Source organism: Kribbella aluminosa (genome assembly GCF_017876295.1).
Classification (GTDB): Bacteria; Actinomycetota; Actinomycetes; order Propionibacteriales; family Kribbellaceae; genus Kribbella; species Kribbella aluminosa.
Genome location: NZ_JAGINT010000002.1, coordinates 4,400,082 through 4,424,626 on the forward strand (window position 1 = coordinate 4,400,082; position 24,545 = coordinate 4,424,626).

A 24,545-nucleotide genomic window follows, 5' to 3' on the forward strand; every position below is an offset into this window, starting at 1 on the left:
CTTTGCAAAGCCACTAGGATGCCTCCATGGACACCCAACCGAACCGCCGGGACGTCGTCCGCGCGCACCCGCTGCGGGAGGCGCTGCTGCGGCTGATCGACCGGGACGGTGCGACGACCTCGACGATCGCCGCGCGGGAACTGGGGGAGAGCACCGGCTCGTGCTCGTTCCACCTCCGCCGGCTGGAGGCGCTCGGCGTGATCGAGCCGGTGCCGGGTGCGCCAGGCCGGGTGAAGCCGTGGCGGCGGGCGCGGACCGAGCAGGCGACGCTGAACCGCGAGCTCGAGGACACGGCGTACGCGAGCTGGCTGGCCGCGAAGACCTCCGACGACGAGGACTTCGCGTTCAGCGCGGTGGTCACGCTCGCCGCCGGTGAACTCGCCGAGCTCCGCGCCCGCCTGCACCGGGTCCTGCACGACTTCGTCGGCTCGGAGCCGACCGCGGACTCCGCCACCCCGACCGCGGTGATCATCCGCGCTTTTCCGCTCCACGACAAGTAGCCCTTGCACTAAAACAAGCCATTGGGTGGCGTGATTGGTGCGTACGGTCGTCGCCATGCGGAGTGTGACGCGGGAACAGGCGATCGCCTATCGGCTCGGCGTGAACCGGCTGGTCGACCGGCTGCCGTCCGGGTCGCAGGAGCAGGCGGCGTACGCCGGGCTGCAGGACACCGCGCCGCGGGACGCGCTGCTCGGGATGGCCGCGCGGATGGAGGGGTGTACGCCGACGGACTGGGAACACCCGTCGCTGATCCAGACGTACAGCCCGCGCGCGGCGGTGTACGTGCTGCCGGCACGCGACTTCGGCGTGTTCACCGCCACGCGGCGTACGGCTCCTGGTCGCCTCAGATCTCCGCCTGCTCGGCCGCGACCGCGACGCCCGCTTCATCGCCCCTGGCCTCCGCAAGCTGACCCCGGCAGCCGACTCCTTCCACCCCAACGGCCTCCTTGTCGACGGCCGAATAGCCGGCGCCTGGGGCCGCAAGGGCGGCCGGGTAGACCTCCTGCTGTCCCAGCAGCTCACCGCCGACCAGTACGACGCCCTGCACGCCGAGGTGGCAGCCCTACCGCTCCGGAACCCACAGCTGTACGTACGGACTTTCAGGTGATCCGGGACAATCGGGGCATGTCAGTTTCAGCCGCCTGTCCGTGTGGTCAGAGCACGCCGTACGCCGGCTGCTGCGGTCCGCTCCACCAGGGCAAGGCCACAGCATCGACCGCCGAGCAGTTGATGCGCTCCAGGTACACCGCCTTCGTGATGCACGACGCGGCGTACCTCCGACGCACCTGGTCCCTCGCCACCCGGCCCGCCACCATCGACTTCGACCCGAACCGCCGCTGGACCGCCCTGGAGATCGTCGGCACCACCGGCGGCAGCCCCTTCCACACCGAAGGCACCGTGGAGTTCAACGCCCACCACAGCACCGGCGTACAACACGAGAACAGCACCTTCACCCGCGAAGCCGGCGAATGGGTGTACGTCGCCGCGCTATGAGGCGATCTGGTACGTCGGAGCAATGATCGCGCGGGCCAGCGTGTGGAAGGCCAGGTTGAAGCCGACGACGGCCGGGGTGGCGTCGGAGTCGACGTCCAGGGCCTCGACGTCGATCGCGTGGACGACGAAGTAGTACCGGTGCACCTGGTCGCCCGCGGGCGGTGCGGCGCCGCCGAAAGCCTTGGCGCCGAAGTCGTTGCGGACGTGGAAGGCGCCGTTGTCGAGGCGCTCGGTGGTGCCGGCACCGGCCGGGAGCTCGGTGACGGTGGCCGGCAGGTTGACCAGCACCCAGTGCCAGAAACCGGACACGATCGGCGCGTCCGGGTCGAAGCAGGTCACGACGAAGGCCTTGGTCTCGGCCGGGAACCCGGACCAGCTGAGCTGTGGCGACGTGTTCCCGCCCGCGAACGCGTGCGCCTCGGCCAACGGCTCGCCGTCGGCGACGTCGGTACTGGTGACGGTGAACCCGCCGGCCTCCGGGAGCAGCCTGTACGGGTCCGGGGTGACGGGACGATCGAGCGACATCTGTGAGCCCTCCGGCATCGAGAGACGTGTGGTGATTCCGACACTACTGTCCACAGACCGCCGGTCCGTCCGGGGGCACACGCCCGGGGATGCGAAGATCGTGCGGAGGCTACGAGTGGAGGACTGGTGGACGAGTACCTGGAGCGGATCGCTCCCGCGGATCAGGCGGCGATGCGGGCGGCCGAAGAACGGCATGCGCGGCTGACCAAACCGGCCGGCTCCCTCGGCGTACTCGAGGAGCTGTCCGTGAAGCTCGCCGGGATGACCGGCGCGCCCGCCGTACCGGGCCCGGCGGTCGTCACGGTGTTCGCGGCCGACCACGGTGTGCACGCGCAGAACGTGTCCCCGTGGCCGCAGGAGGTGACCGCCGCCATGCTGGCGAACTTCGCCGCCGGCGGCGCCGCGGTCAACGCGTTCGCCAAGAACAACGGCGTCGACGTCCGGGTGGTCGACGTCGGCGTCGCGACCCCGGTCGACGGCCTGGACATCGTGCACGCGAAGGTCCGCCCGGGCACTCGCGACCTGTCGCAGACCGACGCGCTCACCGAGGACGAGGCACGGGCCGCGCTCGCGGTCGGGTTCGACCTCGCGGACACGCTGGTCCGGGACGGGTACCGCTGCCTGCTGACCGGCGACATGGGCATCGCCAACACCACGGCCTCGGCCGCGCTGATCGCCACCTTCACCGGCGCGACGGCCGACGCGGTCACCGGCCGCGGTACCGGGATCGACGACGCGGCGCTCGCGCACAAGACGGCCGTCGTACGCGCGGCGCTCGCGCTGCACGACGTACCGCCGACCGAGCCGCTGCGGGCGTTGCAGGCGTACGGCGGACTGGAACACGCTGCGCTCGCCGGGTACATCCTCGGCGCGGCCGCGAACAAGGTCCCGGTGATCCTGGACGGTGTGATCGCGGGTGCGGCGGCGCTGGTCGCGCAGGCGTTCCATCCGGCCGTCGTCGACTACTGCGTGGCCGGTCATCGGTCCGCCGAGCCGGGGCATGCGGTCGCGCTCAAGCAGCTGGGCCTGCAACCGCTCGTCGACCTGGACCTGCGGCTCGGGGAAGGGACCGGCGCGGTGCTCGCGTACCCGATCCTGACCTGCGCGGCGCGGGCGCTCGCCGAGATGGCGACCTTCGAGGACGCGGGGATCGGTTCGTGACGCAGCAGTACCTGTCCGGGCTCGTGCTCGACGGGCGGCGCGTGGTCGTCGTCGGCGGTGGCGGTGTCGCCCAGCGGCGGCTGCCGCGGCTGCTCGAGTCCGGTGCCCGGATCGACCTCGTCTCGCCGTCGATCACGCCGACGATCGAAGGGCTGCTCGGCAACCCGGCTCTGACCTGGATCGAGCGCGGGTATCAGCCCGGTGACTTGGACGGAGCCTGGTACGTCGTGGTCGCGACCGACGACGCCGCGGTCAACGACGAGGTGTCGGCGGAGGCGGAGGAACGGCGGATCTTCTGCGTACGGTCGGACGACAGGTCCCGCGCGACCGCGTGGACGCCCGCGTCCGGGCAGCTCGGAACCGTGACGATCGGCGTCCTCGGCGGAGGCGATCACCGGCGGTCGGCCGCCGTACGCGACTCGATCCTCGAGGGCCTCCGGACCGGTGAGCTGGCGGCGCGGGACGCGGAGCGGCGGCCCGGGGTGTACCTCGTCGGTGGCGGGCCGGGCGATCCGGAGCTGATCACGGTGCGCGGGCGGCGACTGCTGGCCGAGGCGGACGTGGTGGTCGCGGACCGGCTGGCGCCGCAGCAGTTGCTGGACGAGCTGCATCCCGACGTGGAGCTGTTCGACGCCGCGAAGCTGCCGCGCGGGCGGGCGGCGCAGCAGGAGGAGATCAACCGGATCCTGGTCGACCGCGGGCAGCAGGGCAAGGTCGTCGTACGGCTGAAAGGCGGGGATCCGTACGTCTTCGGCCGCGGGTTCGAGGAGGCGCTGGCGTGCGCGGCGGCCGGGGTGCCATGGACGGTGGTGCCGGGCATCACGAGCTCGATCTCGGTGCCGGCGGTGTCCGGGATCCCGGTCACGCATCGTGGTGTGACGCACGAGTTCACGGTGGTGTCCGGGCACATCCCGCCGTCGCATCCCGACTCGCTGGTGAACTGGGACGCGCTGGCCCAGCTGCGCGGGACGCTCGTGCTGCTGATGGCGGTCGAGAACCTGCCGGCGATCACGGCCCGGTTGATCGAGGGCGGTCGCCCGGCGGATACTCCGGCGGCGGCGATTGCCGACGGCACCCTTCCCGGTCAGCAGCTGGTGACGTCCGAGCTGGCCGGGATCGCCGAGGTGATGAAGGAGCACGGCGTCGGCGCGCCCGCGATAGTTGTCATCGGCAACGTAGTCGAGGTGGCCGCGCAACTCGCGGCCGAGCAGAGCCGTGCGGCGGGGCAAGGCCGTCCGGCGGAGCCGGGTGCCGGGGCGGGGCAGGCGTGACGCTGGTTTCGGTCGAGGACGCGGGGGACCCGCGGCTCGCGGACTACGTGCAGTTGCGGGAGGTGAATCTGCGGCGGTTGCTCGAGGAGGAGCACGGGCTGTTCATCGCCGAGGGGGACAAGGTGATCCGGCGGGCGGCCGATGCCGGGTTCGAGCCGCGGTCGTTCCTGCTGGCGCCGCGCTGGCTCGACTCCTTGCAGGATGTGCTGGAGAAGTGGCCGGACAAGCCCGTGTACCTCGTCTCGGAGGAGCTGGCCGAGCAGGTCACCGGGTTCCACGTGCACCGCGGCGCGCTGGCGTCGTACAAGCGGCAGGCCGCCGTACCGCTCCCGAACCTGCTGACGAACGGCGTCCGCCGGATCGCGATCTTCGACGATATCGTTGACCACACCAACGTCGGCGCCGGCTTCCGCGCCGCGGCCGCGCTCGGCGTCGGGCTCGTCCTGGTGACACCGACCTGTGCCGACCCGCTGTACCGGCGGTCGATCAAGGTGTCGATGGGGACCGTCTTCCAGGTCCCGTGGACCCGCCTGCAGAGTTGGCCGGGCGACCTGGAGCTCCTGCAGCAGCACGGGTACGTCGCCGCTGCGATGGCGCTCACAGACGACTCGATCACGCTCGACGACCTCGCCGCCCGCAAGGACGGCAAGCTCGCGCTGATCTTCGGCACCGAAGGCCACGGCCTGAAACCCAACGTCCTCCGCCAGGCCGACCTCACTGTCCGGATCCCGATGGCCGGCGGCGTCGACTCCCTCAACGTCGCCTCCTCCGCCGCGGTCGCGTTCTACGCGACCAGGTAGCCACTCGGTGCGACCTCGTCGACGGCGGCGAGGGCGTTGAGGGTGCGGGGGTAGCCGATGAACGGCACGAGCACGGTGAGTACGGCGAGCAGTTGGGCGGGGGTGTTGCCGACGGCAAGGTTTCCGCCGACGTGTCCCCTGAGCTGAGGGTCCGCGCCGCCGAGGCCGGCGAGCATCGCGAACGTGATCAGCTCCCGGGAGGGCAGGTCGAGGCCGCCTCGTCCGACGGACGCCGTCGCCTGGTAGACGAGCTCCTTCAACTCCACCGGGCTGACGCCGCCGCGCTCGATCGCCGCGGCGGCGAGGACGCGAAACTCGCCCAGCCCGCCCACGGCCAGCGTCGCGGCCAGTTGCACCAGCAGCCGGGTCCGCAACTCGAGGCTCTCGTCCAGGGCGCCCGCGTCCGCCAGGGTCTCGTCGAAGGCGAAGTTCTCGAAGTACTCGATCAGCTCCGGGTCCGTCCTGGCCAGCGTCGAGGCCCGGTCGCCGAAGAGCTCGCTGTGGTTGCGCTTGGCGTTGTCGCTGATCGCCATCAGGCGTGCACCCCCGCCGCGGTGTGGGCGGCCGCGTACTGCTCGTCGGTGACCGGTTCCAGCCACGTGGTCGCTTCGGAGTCGCCGGAGGCGTCGAGGATGGCGTAGTGGCACATCATGGTCTGCGTCGTACCACCGTGGAAGTGCTCTTCCCCGGCAGGGGTCCACACGCTCTCGCCGGCGCGCAGCACCACGGTGGTGCCGTCCCGGGTGCCGACCAGCCCTGTCCCGTCGGTGCACACCAGCAGCTGACCGTTGGCGTGGGAATGCCAGTTGGTGCGCGCACCCGGGGTGAACCGGACCAGCCCGCAGACCAGGTGCGAGGTGCCGTCGCCGTCGAACACCGGGTTCAGGTACACGTCGCCGGCGAAGTTCGCCGCCGGCGTCTTCACGGTCGCACTCGGTACGTTCTTCTCCATGTCCCCAACGCTAGGCTGATTCGCCGCGACCTGGGAGGTACGGTCAGTACCCGGCTCGGCGGTGCCTCTCGACTCAGGGTGTGTACCTGCGAGAGGCCTACTCGTCATGGGAGGCCGTCAAACGGCTGGACGGCGATGATCTGATGGGCTCATGCCGAAGGTAGTTCTGGTCACCGGGATGCAGGCCGCCGGGAAGTCCACGATCGCGCCGCTGCTGGCCGCCCGGATGGGTCCGCCGGCCGCGACGCTCGACGGGGACGTGTTCTACCGCGGCGTCGTCGTACTGGCGCCGTCGGTCGAGTCGATCGTACGGCGGGAGCTGGGTCGCGGTGGAGGCAACTCCTACCGCGACTGGCAGACCCCGGACGGCTCACTCGAGACTGCCGTACGGGCGCTCCAAGCCGGCCTCGACGAGATCCCGCGCCGGGGTCTCTGGCTGGATACCTCCGGCCAGGCCCCGTCCGAGACCGTCGACACGATCCTCACCAAGCTGCCCGGGGCCTGCTGGTAACCGGGGGCGTGGCCGTCAGGTGGCGGGAGTCTCGTCGTGCTGGTGCTCGTCGTCGTGGTCGTGGTCGATCATGGGGGAGACCGGCCAGTCGGCCGGGTAGTCGGGGGCGAACTCCTCGGCCTCGGCGAAGAGGCGTTTGCGGTACTTGCGAGAGAGGCGGTCGCCGAAGACCATGCCCTGCGTGTGGTCGGTCTCGTGCTGCAGGCAGCGCGCGAGCAGGCCATTGCCCTCATACGTGACGGGCTGGTTGTGGTGGTCGACGCCGGTGACCTTGGCGTAGTCGGGGCGGGCGCACTTGGTGAACGCACCGGGCAGCGACAGGCAGCCCTCGTCGCCCTCGTCGAGGTTCCGGTCCTTGCCTTCCGGAACCTCGAGCTTCGGGTTGCACACGACGCCCTGGACGTGGTTGCCGTCCTTGTCCGGGCAGTCGAACACGAACAGCTGCAGATCCACACCCACCTGGTTCGCCGCCAGGCCGACGCCTTCGGCCGCGTTCATCGTCGCGACCATGTCGGCGACCAGCTTCTGCAGCTCGTCCCCGAAGTCGGTGACAGGCTGATTGACCCGATGCATGACGTCCTCACCCCACCGGGTGATGGGCCGCACCGAACCGTCCTGAGGCAACGTAGACATGCCGGAAATCCTACCCAGCCACGCTGCGTCCGAAGAACCGTGGGCTAGAGGCCACAGTTCTTCGGACGCAAGCGGGTACTACTTGGCGTTGACCTCGTCGCGCCACGCGACCCAGTCGCGGAGCAGACCGAGGTCGTAGTCCGGACCGGAGGCGTGCACGGTGAACAGCCGGGTGCCGACGTCGAGCAGTTGCTTGCCGACCTCCTCGGGCTTCTTGTCGCCGACGCCGACCGAGCGCTCGATCTCGCCGGGGTCGCGGCCGATCGTCTTGCAGTGCTCGTCCAGTACGGCGTGCTTGTGCGCGATCGTCTCGGCGTCACCGAAGCCGTGCCAGATGTTCGCGTGCTGGGCGACCAGCTTCAGCGTCTTCTTCTCGCCGCCGCCGCCGATCAGCACCGGGATGTCCCGGGTCGGCTTCGGGTTGAGCTTGGTCCAGCGCCGCTCGATCCGCGGCAGTGCCTCGCCGAGGGCGTCCAGCCGGCCGCCCGCCGTACCGAAGTCGTAGCCGTACTCGTCGTAGTCCTTCTCGAACCAGCCGGAGCCGATACCGAAGATCAGCCGGCCGTCACTGATGTGGTCGACGGTGCGCGCCATGTCGGCGAGCAGGTCGGGGTTGCGGTAGGAGTTGCAGGTGACCAGGGCGCCGATCTCGACCCGCTCGGTCGCCTCGGCCCAGGCGGCCAGCATGGTCCAGCACTCGAAGTGCAGGCCCTCGGGCTCACCGCTGAGCGGGTAGAAGTGGTCCCAGTTGAACACCACGTCGACGCCGATCTCCTCGGCCGCGGCGACGGTCCGCCGGATGTCGGCGTACTGGGCGTGCTGGGGCTGGACCTGCAGACCGATCCGTGCGGGAAACGCGCCGTACGGCCGGTCGGTGGACTCGGAAGCTGTCATGGTGGAGATCCTATCCGGCGTTGCGGAGGACCCTCCGGATAGGTCCGGTGGTCTCGGTCCTCGGTCGGGAGCTGGTCGGCGTACGCGGCGGCCCAGTCGCCGAGGGCGCGGATCGGGACCAGCAGGTCGGTGCCGGCGGTGGTCAGCGAGTACTCGACCCGCGGCGGTGCCTCGGCGTACCGGCGGCGTTCGACCAGGCCGTTGTGCTCCAGCCGGCGGAGGGTCTCGGTGAGGACCTTCTGGCTGATGCCGCCGATCTGCCGGCGGAGTTCGCCGGGGCGGGCGGGGCCGTGGGCGAGCGAGTACAGGACGACCATCGGCCAGCGCCCGCTGATCAGGTCGGCGGCGACCCGCGCCTGGCAGTCGGCGAAGAATCTCGGTTCCACCGGACCATTGTGCGTCGGCCGTTGGGCACCTCGAGGTGCGCATCGAACTGTCTACGGTCGGCGCTATGCGAATCGGGACACTGGGCAACGGGATGATGGCCGAGGCTCTTGCCGGCGGATGGGTGCGCGCGGGGCACGACGTGATGATCGGTGGTCGGTCGGTCGAGCGGGCTGCTGCGGTGGCCGAGCGGGTCGGCGCGGCCGCGGGAACGTTGGAGGAGGCGGCAGAGTACGGCGAGGTGGTGCTGCTGGCTGTGCCCGCGGAGGTTGCGGTTGAGGTGGCCCGGCTGGTGCTGGACGGTACGACGCTGATCGACTGCACGAATGCCGTGGATCACCGAGACTTCACGCTGGCGCAGGACTCGGTTGCAGAAGCGATCAGCGCGGCGGTGGGGCCGGGGGTGAGCGTCGTGAAGGCGTTCAACCTGGCGGCCGACACGGTGTGGCGAAACCCGCCGGCCGGCCTCGGCGTGCCGATCTGCGGCGACGTCCTGGCCGGCCCCGGCGCGCCGATCCGTGGAACTGCCGGGGTGGAGGTTGTGGCGGAGCTGGTCCGGGATCTCGGGTGTGTGCCGGTCGCCGCCGGCGGTCTGGTCCGCGCGAAGTTGCTGGAGGCAACCGCTGTGCTGGCGATCGGGATCTGGGTCGGCGGGGGAGACGTGCGCGGCATGTTCCCGCCCTTGGCCGTCGCCATCGGCACAGTCGCACCCGGCTGACTCGGCGACAACGGCGTGCATTCTGGACAGGAGGTGTCGGCCGGCTGGGTAGTGCACCTGAGCGTGAACGCGTCCGCGCGTACACCGTCTCGCCGGTGCACTACCTGTCCGGCTGCACACAGGTACCCGGGCTGCCAACCCACCGGCGCGTGACGCGAGGCTCGTGGCGGCGGGCTGGTGTCAGCGCTCGCCCTTGGACGAGCGCGCAAAGAGCTGGTTCAGGTCAGCCTGTGGGATCTGGTCGGCGGCGAAGGTGATCGTGCCGTGCGTGGCCAGTTCCTCGGCGCTGCGCCGGATGAAGCCCAGGGCGGCGCGAGCGATGGATCCGCCGAGGCTGATCCGCGTGACGCCGACGGACTGCAGCTCGGCGACGGTCAACGTCGACGTACCAAGGCCGATCACGACGTTGAGCGGACCGTCGATCTCCTGCACCAGCGTGCGGATCGTGTCCAGGTCGTTGACACCCGGTACGTACAGGCAGTCGGCGCCCGCCGTACGGAAGCGGTTCGCGCGGTCGATCGAGTCGGCCAGCGGAACCGGCGTACGCAGCAACTGCCCGTCGGTGCGGGCCGTCAGTACGAACGACGGGCCGGCCGCCTCCCGGGCCGCGACGATCCGTTCCACCGCGAGCGAAGCGTCGTACAGCTCCCGCCCGTCGTAGTCCTCGATGTTCCCGCCCGCCAGCCCGGCCTCGCGCGCCAGCCCGATCGTGCCGGCGACCTGCGACGGCGCGGCGCCGTACCCGTCCTCGAGGTCGCCGTTCACCGGTACGTCGACGGCCTCGGCGATCTGCCGGACGCGCGCGAACATCTCGTCCCGGGACACCGCCGGTGCTCCGTCCGGCAGCGTGTGATCGCCCTTCGCCAGCGAGAACGCGATCCCCGCACTGGTCGACGCGATCGCCGGGAACCCGGCTGCTGCGAGCAGCACCGCGCTACCGGCGTCCCACGCGTTCGGCATCACGAACTGGCCGGCATGCAACTCACGGAACGTCATGGCTCCGAGTCTGTCACCGCAACGCTTCGGCGCTCACCGAACCTGCTGTGCCGCCGCCTCGTCCAGCAACCACAGCGTCCGGTTCTCGCCCTTCGGACGGGCCGCCGGGACATCACCGTCGGCCAGCGCCTTCGCGACCGCCTCGGACTTGTCCGCGCCCGACACCACGAACCAGACCTCGCGCGCCCGGTCGAGCAGCGGCAACGTGAGCGACACCCGGGTCGGCGGCGGCTTCGGCGAATCGTGGACCGCGACCGCCGCCACGTCCGTCACGCCGAGCTGCGGGTACCCCGGGAACAGCGACGCGACATGCCCGTCGGGACCGACCCCGAGCATCAGTACGTCGAACGTCGGCGAACCGGCCGCCTCCAGCTCGGCGGCGTACGCCGCGGCGGCTGCCTCCGCGCCCTGGCCGGTGTCGGCCGGCATCGGATGCACCCGCGCCGGGTCGACGTCCAGCGCCGACAGGAACGCGTCCCGCGCCTGGGTCTCGTTCCGCTCGGGGTCGCCGGCCGGCAGGAACCGCTCGTCGCCCCACCAGAACTCGACCCGCTGCCAGTCGACCTCGACGCGCGCCGGCGACTCGGCGACCGCGCGGTACACCACCGCGGCCACCCGCCCGCCGGTGAGCACGACGTGCGCGACGCCGCCGGTGCTCTGCGCGTCGACGATCGCCGTGATCAGCCGGGCCGCCACCGAGAACGCCAGGTCGTCGGCGTCGGGATGAATCACCAGCTCCGGATCCACAGTCATCGCTTGGCCACCCGCTTGCTCCCGGCAACCTTCTTGGCCGCCGCCCTGGTCTCCGCCGTCTTCTTGCCAACAGCCTTCTTGCCAACAGCCTTCTTCGCAGCGCCAGGGGCCTTCGTCGCAGCGCCAGGAGCCTTCTTCGCGACCACCTTCTTCGCCGCCGCGGACGCCTTCAGCGGCGCTGACTTCCGGGCCGTCTCCGAGACCTTCTTCTTCTCGGCCGGCATGCTGTCCCGCTCCACCATGCACGCGAGCGTCTTCGCGTACACGTCGTCCGGGTCGAGCCGCCGCAGCTCCTCGCTCAGCAGCTCGGACGTCGTACGCCGCTTCAACGCGACCGGCCGATCCGGCTGCCCCGGCACGCTGAACGTCGCCACCGCGCCGTCCGGCCGGGTGAGCGCGATCGACCCCGACGGCGTGAACAGCCGTACGGCGGTCACCCCCGGCCCGCGCGACGTCCGCTGCTCCACCGGTACCTTCAGCCGCGACTGCAGCCAGGCGGCCATCAGGTCCGCGCTCGGGTTGCCGCGGGCCGCCGACACCTCGGCGCCGGTCACGCGCGTCGGGTACTGGTCCAGGGCGGCCGCCATCAACGCCCGCCACGGCGTCAGCCGCGTCCACGCGAAGTCGGTGTCGCCGGGCGCATACCCCTCGGCCCGGGCGCCGTAGTCCACCGACGCCCGCCGGGTCGCCGCCGCATCGGTGACCCGCCGCCGGCCGAGCTTGCCCAGCGGATCCTCGGCCGGAACCCGCGGCCCGCCGCCCGGCCACCACACGATGACGGGGGAGTCCGGCAGCAGCAGCGGCGTGATCACCGACTCCGGCACCTTCGCCAGCTCGCCGTGCAGCCGCAGCAGCACCGCCTCACCCGGAATGCCTTCACCCACACGTACTTCGGCGTCCAGCCCGGGCGCGCCCTTACCGGGCCGCAGGATCGCCACCAGAACCCGCGACGGATGCTCGCGACCGGCCTCGTTCGCGGCCTTCATCGCGTCGTGGTGGGACGCCTCGTCGACGACCACCACGATGGTTCCGACCATGCCCATCGCCGGCGAACCGGCGTTCCGCCGGGCCTTCAGCAGCGCCGCGGCGATCTCGCTCGACGTGGTGTCGGTCAGGTCGATGATCATGGCCGCCTCCAGGCACGTCCGTCGCGGGCGAGCATCTCGTGCGCCGAGTCCGGGCCCCAGTCGCCGGACGCGTACTGCTCCGGTTTGCCGTGCCGGGCCCAGTAGTCCAGCACCGGGTCGAGGATCTTCCAGCCCAGCTCTACCTCGGTGTGCTGCGGGAACAGCGGCGGATCACCGAGCAGTACGTCGAGGATCAGCCGCTCGTACGCCTCGGGGGAGGACTCCGTGAACGAGCCGCCGTACATGAAGTCCATGTTCACGTCGCGGATCTCCATCGACGTACCGGGCACCTTGGCGCCGAAGCGGACCGTGATGCCCTCGTCCGGCTGGATCCGCAGTACCAGCGCGTTCTGGCCGAGCTCTTCGGTCTCGGTCTTGGTGAACGGCAGGTGCGGCGCGCGCTTGAACATCACCGCGACCTCGGTGACCCGGCGGCCGAGCCGCTTGCCGGTCCGCAGGTAGAACGGGACGCCCGCCCAGCGCCGGGTGTCGACGTCGACCCGGAGCGCCGCGAACGTCTCGGTCGCGGAGGTCGACGGGATGCCGTCCTCCTGCAGGTAGCCCTTGACCTTCACGCCACCGGCCCAGCCGGCCGCGTACTGCCCGCGGGCACTGTGCAGATCCAGGCGCTCCGGCAGTTGTACGGCGTTCAGCACCTTCTTCTTCTCCTGGCGCAGTGACCAGGCGTCGAAGCTGACCGGCTCCTCCATCGCGACCAGCGCGAGCAGCTGGAGCAGGTGGTTCTGGATCACGTCCCGGGCGGCGCCGATGCCGTCGTAGTACCCGGCGCGGCCGCCGATGCCGATGTCCTCGGCCATCGTGATCTGCACGTGGTCGACGTAGTTGCTGTTCCAGATCGGCTCGAACATCGCGTTCGCGAACCGCAGGGCCAGGATGTTCTGGACCGTTTCCTTGCCCAGGTAGTGGTCGATCCGGAAGACCGCTTCGGGCGGGAACACCGACTCGACGACGTGGTTCAGCTCGCGGGCGCTCTTCAGGTCGTGACCGAACGGCTTCTCGATCACCACCCGCCGCCAGGAGCCGGGCTTCTCGTCGGTCAGCCCGTGCTCGGACAGCTGCCGGACGACCTCCGGGAACAGCCCCGGCGGGATCGACAGGTAGAACGCGTGGTTCCCGCCGGTACCGCGGGTGACGTCGAGCTCGTCGACCGTCTCCCGCAGCCGCTCGAACGCCGCGTCGTCGGTCAGGTCACCCGGCACGAACCGGAAGCCCTCGGAGAGCTGCTGCCAGACCTCCTCGCGGAAGGGAGTCCGGGCGTGCTCCTTCACCGAGTCGTGCACGATCTGGGCGAAGTCCTGGTTGGTGTAGTCCCGGCGGGCGAACCCGACCAGGGCGAAACCCGGGGGCAGCAGCCCCCGGTTCGCCAGGTCGTAGACCGCCGGCATCAGCTTCTTCCGGGCCAGGTCGCCGGTGACCCCGAAGATCACCAGGCCGCACGGCCCGGCGATCCTCGGCAGCCGCCGATCCTGCGGATCGCGCAGCGGGTTCCGGTAGCCGTCAGCACCTGTCGGCTGTTCGTCGAGCTCAGCGGTCATGAGCCACGTTCCTCCCGTGTCAGGTGGCTTACTGGAACAGGGACAGGAGTTGCCGTACGCCGCTCGCGACGTCCGTCAGGTGCAGCCGCAGCACCGGACGCCCGCGCTCGGCCAGCACGTTCGCGTCACCGGCGGCCTGCGCCGAGATCAGCGTGCCGAACGTGAACGGCCGATCCGGGATCTCCACGTCGACCGGGTGCGCACCGGTGATCTGCAGGTACACGCCCTCCGGGTGGCCGCCCTTGTGGTACTGACCCGTCGAGTGCAGGAATCGCGGGCCCCAGCCGAAGGTCGTCGGGCGACCCGTCTTCGTGGCCAGCGCCGGACGGAGCGCCAGCAGGTCGGCGTCGCGCTCCGAGTCGAGGTACGCCATCACGGCCACATATCCGACGGAGTCGAGCTTGCCGAGCAGCGCGTCCACCGCGCCCTTGAGCGAGTCGACACCGTCCAGCAGACCCTCGGAACCGCGGACCTCGACAGCGCCCTCGGTGAAGGCGGCGGCCTCCGGCTTCGGCTGCGCGTCGAGCAGACCGCGGGCCGCCTTCTTCGCGCTCTCCACGTCCGGCTGGTCGAACGGGTTGATGCCGAGCAGGTAGCCCGCCACCGCCGTCGCCGTCTCCCACAGCAGCATCTGCCCGCCGAGGGACCCTGACGTCAACGCCGTCGGCACACCGCTCGTCGCCTTGTCCGCCAGCAGCGCGTTGGTCAGGTCGGCCGCTTCGCTGCGCAACTCCGGCGCGGTCACCTCGACCGCGACCGGCAGTACGCCGGTGCCGTTCTTGCCAGTGCTCTCCGCGATCAGCTGCTCGGCCCAGTCCGGGAAGCCGACGATGTCGGAGCCGTCGGCCGTGATGATCGCCTTGTCCCGGCCCGGGCTGGCCGCCAGTACGGCGCCGAGCCAGAGCGCCGGGTTGTCGGTCGAATCGGCCTGCAGCGCCGGAGCAGCCTCGGCCGCCTGGTCGAGCAGCTCGGCGATGTCGGCACCGGCCAGACCGGACGGCACCAGGCCGAACGCGGTCAGCGCGCTGTACCGGCCGCCGACGTTCGGGTCGGCGAGGAACGTCTTGCGGTAGCCCTCGTCCTTCGACAGCTTCTCGAACGGCGAACCCGGGTCCGTCACGACGACGATCCGCGAGGCCGCGTCGATGCCGGCGTCGGTGAACGCCTTCGCGAAGGTACGCCGGTGGCTGTCGGTCTCGACCGTGCCGCCGGACTTGCTGGACACCACGATCACGGTCTTCGACAGGTCACCGTCGAGTGCGCGCTTCACGACACTCGGGTCGGTCGAGTCCAGTACGACGAGCTCGACGCCCGCCGTCCGGGTGATGACCTCGGGAGCCAGCGAGGAGCCGCCCATGCCGGACAGCACGATCCGGGTCAGGCCCTCGGACCGCAGGTCCGCGAGCAGCGCCTCGATCTCGGCCAGCAGCGGCCGCGAGGTCTCGTGCAGGTCCACCCAGCCGAGCCGGACGGACGCCTCGTGCTCGGCCTCGGGACCCCAGATGGTCGCGTCCTTCGCGGCGATCCGGGACGCGATCTTCTCGGCGACGAGCTTGTCGACGACCTCGGTCCAGTCGCCGTTCTGAGTCGTTACAGCAGTCACTTGGCGGCACCCTTCAGCGCGGCGGTGACGGTGTCCTGCAGCTCCGACCAGGAGGCGTCGAACTTCGCCACCCCCTCGTCCTCGAGCAGCTGCACGACCTCGTCGTACGAGATGCCGAGCCGCTCCAGGTCGTCGATCACCTTCCGGTCGGCCGCGTAGTTGCCGCGGACCGTGTCGCCGGTGATCTCGCTGTACTGCTCGACCGCCTTGATCGTTGCCTCCGGCATCGTGTTGACGACCCCGCGAGTGACCAGGTTGTCGACGTACAGCGTGGGGGAGTACGACGGGTCCTTGGTGCCGGTGGACGCCCAGAGGGGGCGCTGCGGCTTGGCGCCGGCGGTCTCGAGCTCGTGCCAGCGGTCGGTGTCGAAGATCTCCTCGTACGCCTGGAACGCGAGCCGGGCGTTGGCGATCGCGGCCTTGCCCTTCAGCGCCAACGCCTTGTCGGTGCCGATCGCGTTCAGCCGCTTGTCCACCTCGGAGTCCACCCGGCTGACGAAGAACGACGCCACGCTGGCCATCTTGGTGACGTCGTGGCCGTTCTCGACGGCCTGCTCGAGGCCGGTCAGGAACGCGTCCGCGACCGCCTTGTAGCGGTCCAGCGAGAAGATCAGCGTGACGTTCACGCTGATCCCGGCGGCCAGCGTCCGGGTGATCGCCGGCAGGCCCTCCTTGGTCGCCGGGATCTTCACGAAGATGTTCTCCCGGCCGACGATGTCCCACAGCTGCTTGGCCTGCTCGACGGTCTTCGCGGTGTCGTGCGCGAGCGTCGGCTCGACCTCGATCGACACCCGGCCGTCCTGGCCCTCGGAGTCGTCGTACGCCGGCTTGAACACGTCGGCGGCGTCCCGGACGTCGTCGGTGGTGATCACCCGGATCGCCTCGTCGGTCGACACGCCCTGCGCGGCCAGCCGGCCGATGATCGCCGCGTACGCGTCCGCGTCCGAGATCGCCTTGGCGAAGATCGTCGGGTTCGTGGTCACGCCGACCACGTGCTTGTCCTCGATCAGCGCCTGCAGGCTGCCGCTGGTCAGCCGCTCGCGGGACAGGTCGTCGAGCCAGATGGAGACACCCGCGTCGGCGAGTGCTTTCAACCGATCGTTCATTTGTCCGATGCCTTCTTCCGAATGTCTGATGTGGTGTCAGTTGGCCGTGTACTAATCGGCCGGCCCGACCGGCCCGGCGGCGGAACGACCGGGCGGGACACCCGGACCGCTGATCTGTGCGGCGACGGCGATGCTGTCCTTGGCGGCCTGGACGACGGCGTCGGTGGTGATGCCGAACTCCTCGTACAGCGTCTGGTACGCCGCCGAGGCGCCGTAGTGCTCCAGGCTGACCGAACGGCCGGAGTCACCGACGATGTCGTGCCAGCTGAGCGCGATCCCGGCCTCGACCGAGACCCGCGCCCGCACGTCCGCCGGGATGACGGACTCGCGGTAGGCGTCGTCCTGCTCGTCGAACCACTCCCGGGAGACCATCGAGACCACGCGGGCCTTGATGCCTTCCTCGGCCAGCTTGGCCCGAGCCTCCACGGCGAGCTGCACCTCGGAACCGGTGCCGATCAGCACCACGTCCGGGGTGCCGCCCGCATGATCAGCGTCGAGCAGCACGTACCCACCCTTGTGCACGTTCTCCGTGGTCGCGAAACCGTCGGCTCCGCGCGGGAACGTCGGCACGTTCTGCCGGGTCAGGATCAGGCCGGCCGGGCGGTCGGTGTGCTCCAGGATGGTCGCCCACGCGGCGGCCGTCTCGTTCGCGTCACCCGGGCGGACGACGTCCAGGCCCGGGATCGCGCGCAGCGCCGACAGGTGCTCGATCGGCTGGTGCGTCGGGCCGTCCTCGCCGAGGCCGATCGAGTCGTGCGTCCACACGTAGGTGACCGGCAGCTTCATCAGCGCGGCCAGCCGGACCGACGGGCGCATGTAGTCGGAGAAGACCAGGAAGGTACCGCCGTACGGCCGGGTCAGGCCGTGCAGCGCGATGCCGTTCAGGACCGCGCCCATCGCGTGCTCGCGGATCCCGAAGTGCAGCACCCGCCCGTACTCGTCGCCGGCGAACTCCTTGGTGGAGAACTCCGCCGGGATGAAGGACGGCTGGCCCTTCGGGGTGGTGTTGTTCGAGCCCGCGAGGTCGGCCGAACCGCCCCACAGCTCGGGCAGCTCCGGCGCCAGCTTGGTCAGCACGTCACCGGAGGCGGCGCGGGTCGCGACGCCCTTGGCGTCGGCGTCCCAGCTCGGCAGCGCGTCCTTCCAGCCCGCCGGCAGCTCCCGCTTCGACAGCCGGGCCAGCAGCTCGGCACGCTCGCCGTTGGCCGCCTTCCAGGTCTGGAAACCCTTGTCCCACTCGGCTTCGAGGGCCTTGCCGCGGTCCAGCGCCTCGCGGGTGTGCGCGATCACCTCGTCGGCGACCTGGAAGGTCTGCTCCGGGTCCCAGCCGAGGACCTTCTTGGTGGCCGCGACCTCGTCGGCGCCGAGCGCCGAGCCGTGGATCTTGCCGGTGTTCTGCTTGCCAGGCGAGGGCCAGCCGATGATCGTGTGCAGCCGGATGAAGCTCGGCCTGTCGGTGACCGCCTTGGCGGCTTCGAGCGCGTCGTACAGCGCCTGGACGTTCTCCTCGTAGCCCGTGCCGCCGTTCGTCCAGTCGACGTCCTGGACGTGCCAGCCGTACGCCGCGTAGCGGGCGGCGACGTCCTCGGACAGCGCGATGTCGGTGTTGTCCTCGATCGAGATCTTGTTCGCGTCGTAGATGAGCGTCAGGTTGCCGAGCTTCTGGTGGCCGGCCAGCGACGACGCCTCGGACGCGACACCCTCCTCGATGTCACCGTCGGACGCGATCACGTAGACGTTGTGGTCGAACAGGCTCGCGCCCTTCGGCGTGTCGGGGTCCATCAGGCCGCGCTCGCGGCGGGCCGCCATCGCCATGCCGACTGCGTTGCCGACCCCCTGGCCGAGCGGGCCGGTGGTGGTCTCGACGCCAGGGGTGTGCCGGTACTCCGGGTGGCCCGGGGTCCTGCTGCCCCAGGTCCGCAGCGCCTTCAGGTCGTCCAGTTCGAGGCCATAGCCGGCCAGGTACAGCTGGATGTACAGCGTCAGGCTGGAGTGGCCCGCGGACAGCACGAACCGGTCGCGGCCGGCCCAGAGCGGGTCCGCCGGATTGTGCCGCATGACCTTCTGGAACAGCAGGTACGCCGCCGGCGCCAGGCTCATCGCCGTACCGGGATGTCCGTTTCCGACCTTCTCGACCGCATCCATCGCGAGCACCCGTACGGTGTCGACCGCGCGCTGGTCGAGCTCGGTCCATTCAAGCTTGGTCTTCTCCGTCACGCCGGCGGCGCTCCTCTCGATGGAAGTCTTCAGGGGTGTCTGCTCAGGACGAGCCTACTGTGGCCGACTCTCTCCGTTGCGCACCGCTCGACTGTTTGTCAACCGTTCAGGTCTGCGGCCTGTTCCCGGCCCGCGGAGGGGGGTGTCCGAACCCTCCTACGGGGCGTCGTAGACTGCTGAATCGTCAGCGCCGGACCTCCGGCGTCAACCCAGATCTGTTCGAGGTGTTCGTGACGGCCGTCGACCCGCGTCCCGCCGCGACGACGTCGTACCCGACGCCGCTGCCGGACGCTACTGCTGTGGTGAGTCCGTCGGTGCGCGACGTGGTGAAGGCGTACGTCGGTCTGACCAAGCCGCGCATCATCGAGCTGCTGCTGGTGACCACGGTGCCGGTGATGTTCCTGGCCGCCGGCGGAGTCCCCGGGCTGCGGGTGGTGGCGGCCACCCTGATCGGCGGCATCCTCGCGTCCGGCAGCGCGAACACGATCAACTGCGTGCTCGACCGCGACATCGACGAGCAGATGCGCCGGACCCGGCGCCGTCCGCTGCCGCGGCACGCGGTCAGCGCCCGCTCGGCGACGGTCTTCGGCGTCGTGCTCGGTGTGCTGGCCACCCTTGAGCTCGGCCTCCTCGTGAACTGGCTGTCCTCCGGCCTGGCGCTGGCGGCGAACCTGTTCTACGTCTTCGGCTACACGATGCTGCTCAAGCGCCGCACCGTGCAGAACATCGTCTGGGGCGGGATCGCCGGCTGCTTCCCGACCCTGATCGGCTGGACCTCGGTCACCGGCAAGCTCGCCTGGACCCCGGTCGTGCTGTTCCTGGTGGTGTTCTTCTGGACCCCGCCGCACACCTGGTCCCTCGCCATGCGGTACCGCGAGGACTACGCGTCGGTCGACGTACCGATGCTGCCCGTGGTCGCCACCCCGGTCGCCACCACGCGGCAGATCATGGCGTACTCCGTGGTCATGGTCGCCACGTCGATCGCGCTCTGGCCGGTCGCCGGCACCGGCTTCGTGTACCCGCTGGCCGCGATCGTGCTGGGCTTCGTGTTCCTCCGCGAGGCCCGCCGGCTGCTGCTGCGTGCCCACACCGGCGCGGACGGCGCAGCCCTGCGACCAATGCGCCTGTTCCACTTCTCGAACATCTATCTCGCGCTGCTGTTCATCGCCGCCGCGATCGACCCGCTGCTGCGCTGATCAGTCCGCTTCCGGAATGAGGATGGTGGCGAGGGCGACCCGGCGGGTGTTGGGACGCTCCTGGCGGTATGGCGCCAGTACTTCGTTGAGCTGGTTCTGCAATGCCGGCAGGTCGCCGTCGGCGACGTACAACTGGCCCATCCCGAAGCCGAGGTAGTCGCGCAGCTCCTGGTCCTCGGCGGCCAGGAAGTTGTCGAACGTCTCGCCGACCAGGCCGAGGAACGTCAGGAAACTCGTGCGTAGCTGGGCCGCGTCCATCGCCCGGATCTCGTCCAGATCGGCGATCGCGAGCCGTTCGCCGAGCGCCAGCGTGCGTTCGGTCGTGCCGCGAACCCTGCGTTCGGCCACCACCGCGAGGATCCCGGCGTCGAGCAGCGCCGCGACGTGCCGGTAGAGCGTCGCCTGGGTGATCTCGGGCAGGGCCTCGCGGAGCTGGGTCGTGGTCAGCTCCCGGCCGCCGAGCTGCTGGATGATCCGCAGCCGCGCCGGATGCATGACCACGTCCGCGATCGGTGAGTCCTTCGGCACAGTCGTCTCCTGATCATTATCAGTCTGATAATGTTATTGCTCTCAGGTTGATAATAGTCGGGGAGAGGACGGCCATGAGCCAAGGACTGCCGATACGGGTGTCGGGGCTGAGCAAGGCCTTCGGGCCGGTGCGGGCCGTGCAGGACGTGACGTTCACCGCGGCCGCCGGCCGGGTCACGGGCTTCGTCGGTCCGAACGGCGCCGGGAAGTCGACGACGCTGCGGATGCTGCTCGGCCTGATCCGGCCGGACGCGGGCAGCGCGCTGTTCGGCGGCACGCCGTACCGGGAGCTGCCCGCTCCCACCGGCACGGTCGGCGCCGTACTCGATCTGGCGGCCGCGCATCCGGCGACGAGCGCGCGGGCGCAGCTGCGGACCGTGTGCGATCTGAGCGGCCACGACCGCTCGCGGGTCGACGCCGTGATCGAGACCGTGGAACTGACCGGGTACGCCGACCGGAAGGTGCGGGGGTTCTCGACCGGGATGCGGCAGCGGCTCGCGCTGGCGACCGCGCTGCTGGGGGATCCGGGCGTGCTGGTGCTGGACGAGCCGTCGAACGGCCTGGATCCGGCCGGCATCGTCTGGCTGCGGACGTTCCTGCGGTCGCTCGCCGACGAAGGGCGGACCGTGCTGATCTCCAGCCACGTGCTGACCGAGTTGCAGTACAGCGTCGACGACCTGGTGCTGATCGACCACGGACGGATCGCCTGGTCCGGCGGCCTGGCGGACTTCACCGGCCACGGGGCGACGCTCGAGCAGGCCTTCCTCACGCTGACCGCGAACGAGGTGACCGCATGACGAACCTGATCCGGGGTGAGCTCACCCGGTTGTTCTCGACCCGGCTGCCGCTCTGGGCGCTGATCGCCGCGGTCGCCTCGGGCGGCGGACTGACCGGCGTCCTCGCGCTGACCGGTCCGGAGAACGCGACGCCGCCGATGCCCGGCATCGATACCCCGGCGGGCGCCGGTCTGGTGGTCGGTCTGTCCGGCCTGCTGCTGTTCGTGCCGGCGTTGTTCGGCACGATCGCGATCACCAGCGAGTACCGGCACCGCACGATCGGTACGACGTTCCTGGCGGCACCGCGGCGCGGCCGGGTGCTGTCCGCCAAGCTGGTCGTCTACAGCGTCGGCGGACTCTGCTACGGGGTGATCGCGTCCCTGACGTCCGGTCTGGCCCTGCTCGGCGCAGCACTCGTCCGCGGTGTCACGCTGACGGTCGACCCGGCGGACCTGCTGCTCCTGCTGACGAAACTCGCCGTGGTCGCGGCCGTGTACGTCGTCATCGGCGTCGCCGTCGGTGCGCTGGCCCGGCACCAGCTCGTCGCCGTCGGCATCGTCCTGGGCTACTTCTACTTCCTCGAGTACGTGCTGATGATCCTGCCCGGCGTCAACCGGCTGTACCCGTACCTGCCCGGCGGCGCGACGTCCTCGCTGACCAGCTTCACGTACCTCACCGACACCATCGCCGACCAGACCTCCAGCCACCTCGGCTCGCCGCTGCCGCCGGTGTACGCCGCATTCGTGCTGCTCGGGTACGCCGCGGTCGGCGCGATCGTCGCCGCCGTGGTCCCGCTGCGGCGTGACCTCACCTAGGCCGCGGGCGTACCGCGTTCGCCGTACACGGCGGTGACGAGTGCGATCAGCAGCCCGGCCAGGAACATGTGGACGAGTACGACGCCCCACGGCAGGCCGGTGAAATACTGCGTGAAGCCGACGACGCCCTGCAGCAGCTCGATCGCCAGCAGCCAGGCGGCCAGCTTCCGGAGCGTGCGCGAGGTCGCGGTCACCCGGGTCGCGATCACCAGCGCGATCGTGATGCCGAACAGGCCGAACACGACGTCAGCGTGCAGCTGGCTGACCAGCCCCGGGTCGAACCCGTTGCGGCCGGTCTCCGGGTCACCCGAGTGTGGGCCGGCGCCGGTCACAATGGTGCCCAGGGCAACGGTCAGCCAGACCGCGACCACCGCGGCGGTGGCCAGCGCGCGGACCACCGGGGGAGTGTGCGGGTACGGGCTGGTCCGCGAGCGGCGCATCATCGAGACCGTCAGCGTGATGATCACCGGCGAGACCAGGAAGTGCGCCGACACGATCCACGGGTTCAGGCCGGTGAGCACGCTGATGCCGCCGATGACGCCCTGCAGCGGGACCCCGAGGGCGGCCGCGGTCGCCAGCCGCCGCAGGTCCCGGCGGATCGGGCGGTAGCGCATCACGACCAGCCAGGTCAGGATCGCGACGATCGCGACCACGAACCCGAGCATCCGGTTGGTGAACTCGATCGCGCCGTGATAGCCGAGCGCGGCGTGCGGGACGTAGGAGTCGTCGGTGCACGACGGCCAGGTCGGGCAGCCGAGGCCGGATCCGGTCAGCCGGACCAGTCCACCGGTCACCACGATGCCGATGTTCACCGCGACCGAGGCCCAGCCCCAGCGCCGGACGACGTCCAGGCTCGGCTCGGGAACCAGGCGCCAGAACTTGCTGACCGGCTCGCTCTCCTGGGGCGGGGTATCCGTGCTCATCACCGGCACACTCTAAAGGTCAGTCCCATTTGAACGTCCGCGAGACCAGGTATCCGAGCACCGCGGCCCACAACGCCAGCGAGAGGGCGGCGGCCCACGGCACCACGCCGTGGACCGTCGAGTTCGAGATCCCGCTCGCCAGGGCGGCGCTCGGAAGCAGCCGGACGACGGCCTGCATGGCGTGCGGGTACTCGTCGACCGGGGTCATGATCGCGCCGCCCACCAGCAGCAGCAGGTACAGCAGGTTGGCGGCGGCCAGGGTCGCTTCGGCCCGGAGCACGCCGGCCATCAGGAGGCCCAGGGAGGCGAAGGCCGCCGTACCGCACAGCACGGTCAGGATCACGCCGAAGACGGCGGCGAATCCGCCGACAGGTTTCCAGCCGAGCGCGAACCCGGTAGCGATCAGAACGGCGAGCTGGATCAGCTGGACGATCAGTACCGCGCCGATCTTTCCGGCGAGGAGGCCGGTGCGGGACAGTGGCGAGGCGCCCAGGCGCTTGATGACGCCGTACCGGCGTTCGAAGCCGGTGGCGATGGCCAGCGAGGTGAACGACGAGGACAGGATCGCGAGCGCGAGCACGCGGGGGACCGCTTCGTCGATCGGGCGGCCGCTGCCCAGCGGCAGGCGGTCGCCGAGGCCGGTGGCGCCGAGCAGCAGCAGGACGCCGAGCGGGATGACCAGTGCCAGCAGCAGCTGCTCGCCGTTCCGGATCAGGAGCTTGAACTCCATCCGGGTGTGTGAGAGCACCTTCTGGGTCCACGGTGCGCTGCCCGGCTGCGGTGCGTACGTCGTCGTCATTGTTCGTGCCTGGGTGACGTGAGCTCGAGGAAGACGTCCTCGAGCGACTTGGTGTGGTGTTCGGTGAGGGAGTCGGGCGTACCGGAGGCGATCACCTTGCCGGCCGACACGACGTGCACCTGGTCGGACAGCTGCTCGGCCTCGTCCATCGCGTGCGTGGTCAGGACGACCGTGACGCCGTCGTCGCGGAGGTCCCGGATCAGTTGCCAGATCTCCCGCCGCCCGTGCGGGTCCAGCCCGGTGGTCGGCTCGTCGAGGAACACCAGCTCCGGCCGCCCGACGATCGCCAGCGCGAACGACAGCCGCTGCTTCTGCCCGCCGGAGAGCCTCCGGTACGGCGTCCGCCCGCAGGTGCCCAGGTCCAGCCGCTCCACGAGCGCGGGGACGTCGAGCGGGTGCGTGTGCAGCGTCGCGGCGTACCGGAGCATCTCGACGGCCCGGACGCCGGACCAGGCGCCGCCCTCCTGGAGCATCACGCCGATCTTCGGCATCAGCTCGTCGTGGTCGGCGAGCGGGTCCAGGCCGAGCACCCGGACGCTGCCCGAGTCCGGGCGCCGGAAGCCCTCACAGGTCTCCACGGTCGTGGTCTTGCCGGCACCGTTCGGGCCGAGCACGGCCGTCACCGTGCCGGCGGTTACGGTGAGACCGAGACCGTCGACCGCGGTCTTCTCGCCGTACCGCACGACGAGGTTGTCGATCTCCACCGCAACTGGCACAAACGGCAGCATAGAGAACGACCGGAAGTGACCTCGCTCACGGTCGGGGTCGTGGCCCCGCGTGGGCCCGTGAACCGGTTAGGGGAGCCTT

Annotated in this window: 29 protein-coding genes; 11 read left to right on the plus strand and 18 right to left on the minus strand. The window is 70.5% G+C overall.

Annotated elements, in window-relative coordinates:
- The first annotated feature begins 26 nt into the window (after positions 1-26).
- Positions 27-500, plus strand: coding sequence for a winged helix-turn-helix domain-containing protein (locus JOF29_RS41970; RefSeq protein WP_209699837.1), 474 nt, complete (start codon positions 27-29; stop codon positions 498-500).
- Positions 501-587: 87 nt separating this feature from the next.
- Here the strand turns inward: JOF29_RS41970 and JOF29_RS41975 are convergent, their stop codons facing one another.
- Complete coding sequence (locus tag JOF29_RS41975; RefSeq protein WP_209699838.1) at positions 588-821, minus strand: hypothetical protein; 234 nt, start codon at positions 819-821, stop codon at positions 588-590.
- A 35-nt stretch (positions 822-856) separates the two neighbouring features.
- Here JOF29_RS41975 and JOF29_RS46260 point away from each other — a divergent pair, with 35 nt between their 5' ends.
- Positions 857-1,108 (plus strand): hypothetical protein, encoded by a 252-nt coding sequence (locus JOF29_RS46260; RefSeq protein ID WP_372446433.1) that lies wholly within the window; start codon positions 857-859, stop codon positions 1,106-1,108.
- Positions 1,109-1,125: 17 nt separating this feature from the next.
- Positions 1,126-1,494, plus strand: coding sequence for a YchJ family protein (locus JOF29_RS41985; protein WP_209699839.1), 369 nt, complete (start codon positions 1,126-1,128; stop codon positions 1,492-1,494).
- Here the strand turns inward: JOF29_RS41985 and JOF29_RS41990 are convergent.
- Positions 1,489-2,019, minus strand: a complete 531-nt coding sequence (locus JOF29_RS41990) for a YbhB/YbcL family Raf kinase inhibitor-like protein (RefSeq protein WP_209699840.1) — start codon at positions 2,017-2,019, stop codon at positions 1,489-1,491. The two genes, JOF29_RS41985 and JOF29_RS41990, sit on opposite strands and share 6 nt — an antisense overlap.
- Before the next feature lie 126 nt (positions 2,020-2,145).
- Here JOF29_RS41990 and cobT point away from each other — a divergent pair, with 126 nt between their 5' ends.
- From cobT to JOF29_RS42005, 3 genes are read left to right on the plus strand one after another with little or no spacing between them, the layout of a single operon-like run.
- Positions 2,146-3,180, plus strand: a complete 1,035-nt coding sequence (cobT, locus tag JOF29_RS41995) for a nicotinate-nucleotide--dimethylbenzimidazole phosphoribosyltransferase (RefSeq protein ID WP_209699841.1) — start codon at positions 2,146-2,148, stop codon at positions 3,178-3,180.
- Positions 3,177-4,451: a uroporphyrinogen-III C-methyltransferase gene (gene cobA / locus JOF29_RS42000; RefSeq protein ID WP_209699842.1), complete on the plus strand. Its 1,275-nt coding sequence runs from the start codon at positions 3,177-3,179 to the stop codon at positions 4,449-4,451. Before cobT ends, cobA begins: the two co-directional genes overlap by 4 nt.
- The gene (locus JOF29_RS42005) at positions 4,448-5,251 is read left to right on the plus strand and encodes a TrmH family RNA methyltransferase (protein WP_209699843.1); all 804 of its coding nucleotides are present in this window, start codon (positions 4,448-4,450) and stop codon (positions 5,249-5,251) included. Before cobA ends, JOF29_RS42005 begins: the two co-directional genes overlap by 4 nt.
- On the opposite strand, the gene JOF29_RS42010 is transcribed toward JOF29_RS42005, so the two are convergent.
- Complete coding sequence (locus JOF29_RS42010; protein ID WP_209699844.1) at positions 5,236-5,784, minus strand: carboxymuconolactone decarboxylase family protein; 549 nt, start codon at positions 5,782-5,784, stop codon at positions 5,236-5,238. The genes JOF29_RS42005 and JOF29_RS42010 overlap by 16 nt on opposite strands.
- Positions 5,784-6,203 carry a (R)-mandelonitrile lyase gene (locus tag JOF29_RS42015; RefSeq protein ID WP_209699845.1) on the minus strand — a complete coding sequence of 140 codons (420 nt, stop codon included), beginning with the start codon at positions 6,201-6,203 and terminating at the stop codon, positions 5,784-5,786. The genes JOF29_RS42010 and JOF29_RS42015 overlap by 1 nt, the downstream gene beginning before the upstream one ends.
- A 151-nt stretch (positions 6,204-6,354) precedes the next feature.
- On the opposite strand from JOF29_RS42015, the gene JOF29_RS42020 reads away from it, so the two are divergent.
- Positions 6,355-6,714, plus strand: a complete 360-nt coding sequence (locus JOF29_RS42020; protein ID WP_209699846.1) for a hypothetical protein — start codon at positions 6,355-6,357, stop codon at positions 6,712-6,714.
- Positions 6,715-6,729: 15 nt separating this feature from the next.
- On the opposite strand, the gene def is transcribed toward JOF29_RS42020, so the two are convergent.
- The 3 genes from def to JOF29_RS42035 form a co-directional block, all read right to left on the minus strand.
- Entirely contained in the window at positions 6,730-7,347 is a 618-nt protein-coding gene (gene def, locus JOF29_RS42025; protein ID WP_209699847.1) for a peptide deformylase, read from the minus strand.
- A gap of 78 nt (positions 7,348-7,425) precedes the next feature.
- Positions 7,426-8,241 (minus strand): LLM class F420-dependent oxidoreductase, encoded by an 816-nt coding sequence (locus JOF29_RS42030; RefSeq protein WP_209699848.1) that lies wholly within the window; start codon positions 8,239-8,241, stop codon positions 7,426-7,428.
- Complete coding sequence (locus JOF29_RS42035; protein WP_307863979.1) at positions 8,238-8,627, minus strand: winged helix-turn-helix transcriptional regulator; 390 nt, start codon at positions 8,625-8,627, stop codon at positions 8,238-8,240. Before JOF29_RS42035 ends, JOF29_RS42030 begins: the two co-directional genes overlap by 4 nt.
- 65 nt (positions 8,628-8,692) lie before the next feature.
- Here JOF29_RS42035 and JOF29_RS42040 point away from each other — a divergent pair, with 65 nt between their 5' ends.
- Complete coding sequence (locus JOF29_RS42040) at positions 8,693-9,343, plus strand: NADPH-dependent F420 reductase (RefSeq protein ID WP_209699849.1); 651 nt, start codon at positions 8,693-8,695, stop codon at positions 9,341-9,343.
- Between the two features lie 180 nt (positions 9,344-9,523).
- Here the strand turns inward: JOF29_RS42040 and JOF29_RS42045 are convergent, their stop codons facing one another.
- From JOF29_RS42045 to tkt, 7 genes are read right to left on the minus strand one after another with little or no spacing between them, the layout of a single operon-like run.
- Entirely contained in the window at positions 9,524-10,339 is an 816-nt protein-coding gene (locus tag JOF29_RS42045) for an isocitrate lyase/PEP mutase family protein (RefSeq protein ID WP_209699850.1), read from the minus strand.
- 33 nt (positions 10,340-10,372) lie between these two features.
- Positions 10,373-11,092 carry a 6-phosphogluconolactonase gene (pgl, locus tag JOF29_RS42050; RefSeq protein ID WP_209699851.1) on the minus strand — a complete coding sequence of 240 codons (720 nt, stop codon included), beginning with the start codon at positions 11,090-11,092 and terminating at the stop codon, positions 10,373-10,375.
- Complete coding sequence (locus tag JOF29_RS42055) at positions 11,089-12,219, minus strand: glucose-6-phosphate dehydrogenase assembly protein OpcA (protein ID WP_209699852.1); 1,131 nt, start codon at positions 12,217-12,219, stop codon at positions 11,089-11,091. Before JOF29_RS42055 ends, pgl begins: the two co-directional genes overlap by 4 nt.
- Positions 12,216-13,775 (minus strand): glucose-6-phosphate dehydrogenase, encoded by a 1,560-nt coding sequence (gene zwf / locus JOF29_RS42060; RefSeq protein WP_209699853.1) that lies wholly within the window; start codon positions 13,773-13,775, stop codon positions 12,216-12,218. The genes JOF29_RS42055 and zwf overlap by 4 nt, the downstream gene beginning before the upstream one ends.
- Positions 13,776-13,803: 28 nt before the next feature.
- The gene (locus tag JOF29_RS42065; RefSeq protein WP_209699854.1) at positions 13,804-15,378 is read right to left on the minus strand and encodes a phosphoglucose isomerase-related protein; all 1,575 of its coding nucleotides are present in this window, start codon (positions 15,376-15,378) and stop codon (positions 13,804-13,806) included.
- Complete coding sequence (gene tal / locus JOF29_RS42070; RefSeq protein WP_209699855.1) at positions 15,375-16,484, minus strand: transaldolase; 1,110 nt, start codon at positions 16,482-16,484, stop codon at positions 15,375-15,377. The genes JOF29_RS42065 and tal overlap by 4 nt, the downstream gene beginning before the upstream one ends.
- A 51-nt stretch (positions 16,485-16,535) precedes the next feature.
- Positions 16,536-18,701, minus strand: a complete 2,166-nt coding sequence (tkt, locus tag JOF29_RS42075) for a transketolase (protein ID WP_307863980.1) — start codon at positions 18,699-18,701, stop codon at positions 16,536-16,538.
- A 230-nt stretch (positions 18,702-18,931) separates the two neighbouring features.
- Here tkt and JOF29_RS42080 point away from each other — a divergent pair, with 230 nt between their 5' ends.
- On the plus strand, positions 18,932-19,897 hold the full coding sequence (locus tag JOF29_RS42080; RefSeq protein WP_307863981.1) for a heme o synthase: 966 nt from the start codon (positions 18,932-18,934) through the stop codon (positions 19,895-19,897).
- Here JOF29_RS42080 and JOF29_RS42085 read toward each other — a convergent pair whose 3' ends face one another.
- Positions 19,898-20,425, minus strand: coding sequence for a helix-turn-helix domain-containing protein (locus tag JOF29_RS42085; protein ID WP_209699857.1), 528 nt, complete (start codon positions 20,423-20,425; stop codon positions 19,898-19,900).
- Between the two features lie 74 nt (positions 20,426-20,499).
- Between JOF29_RS42085 and JOF29_RS42090 the strand changes: the two genes are divergently transcribed.
- The gene (locus tag JOF29_RS42090) at positions 20,500-21,222 is read left to right on the plus strand and encodes an ABC transporter ATP-binding protein (RefSeq protein ID WP_209699858.1); all 723 of its coding nucleotides are present in this window, start codon (positions 20,500-20,502) and stop codon (positions 21,220-21,222) included.
- On the plus strand, positions 21,219-22,016 hold the full coding sequence (locus tag JOF29_RS42095; protein ID WP_209699859.1) for an ABC transporter permease subunit: 798 nt from the start codon (positions 21,219-21,221) through the stop codon (positions 22,014-22,016). The genes JOF29_RS42090 and JOF29_RS42095 overlap by 4 nt, the downstream gene beginning before the upstream one ends.
- Here JOF29_RS42095 and JOF29_RS42100 read toward each other — a convergent pair.
- From JOF29_RS42100 to JOF29_RS42110, 3 genes are read right to left on the minus strand one after another with little or no spacing between them, the layout of a single operon-like run.
- Positions 22,013-22,939 (minus strand): COX15/CtaA family protein, encoded by a 927-nt coding sequence (locus JOF29_RS42100; protein ID WP_209700298.1) that lies wholly within the window; start codon positions 22,937-22,939, stop codon positions 22,013-22,015. The genes JOF29_RS42095 and JOF29_RS42100 overlap by 4 nt on opposite strands.
- Before the next feature lie 19 nt (positions 22,940-22,958).
- Complete coding sequence (locus JOF29_RS42105; protein ID WP_209699860.1) at positions 22,959-23,738, minus strand: ABC transporter permease; 780 nt, start codon at positions 23,736-23,738, stop codon at positions 22,959-22,961.
- A complete protein-coding gene (locus JOF29_RS42110; protein ID WP_307863982.1) occupies positions 23,735-24,454 on the minus strand; it encodes an ABC transporter ATP-binding protein in 720 nt (239 codons plus the stop codon). Before JOF29_RS42110 ends, JOF29_RS42105 begins: the two co-directional genes overlap by 4 nt.
- Positions 24,455-24,545 lie beyond the last annotated feature (91 nt).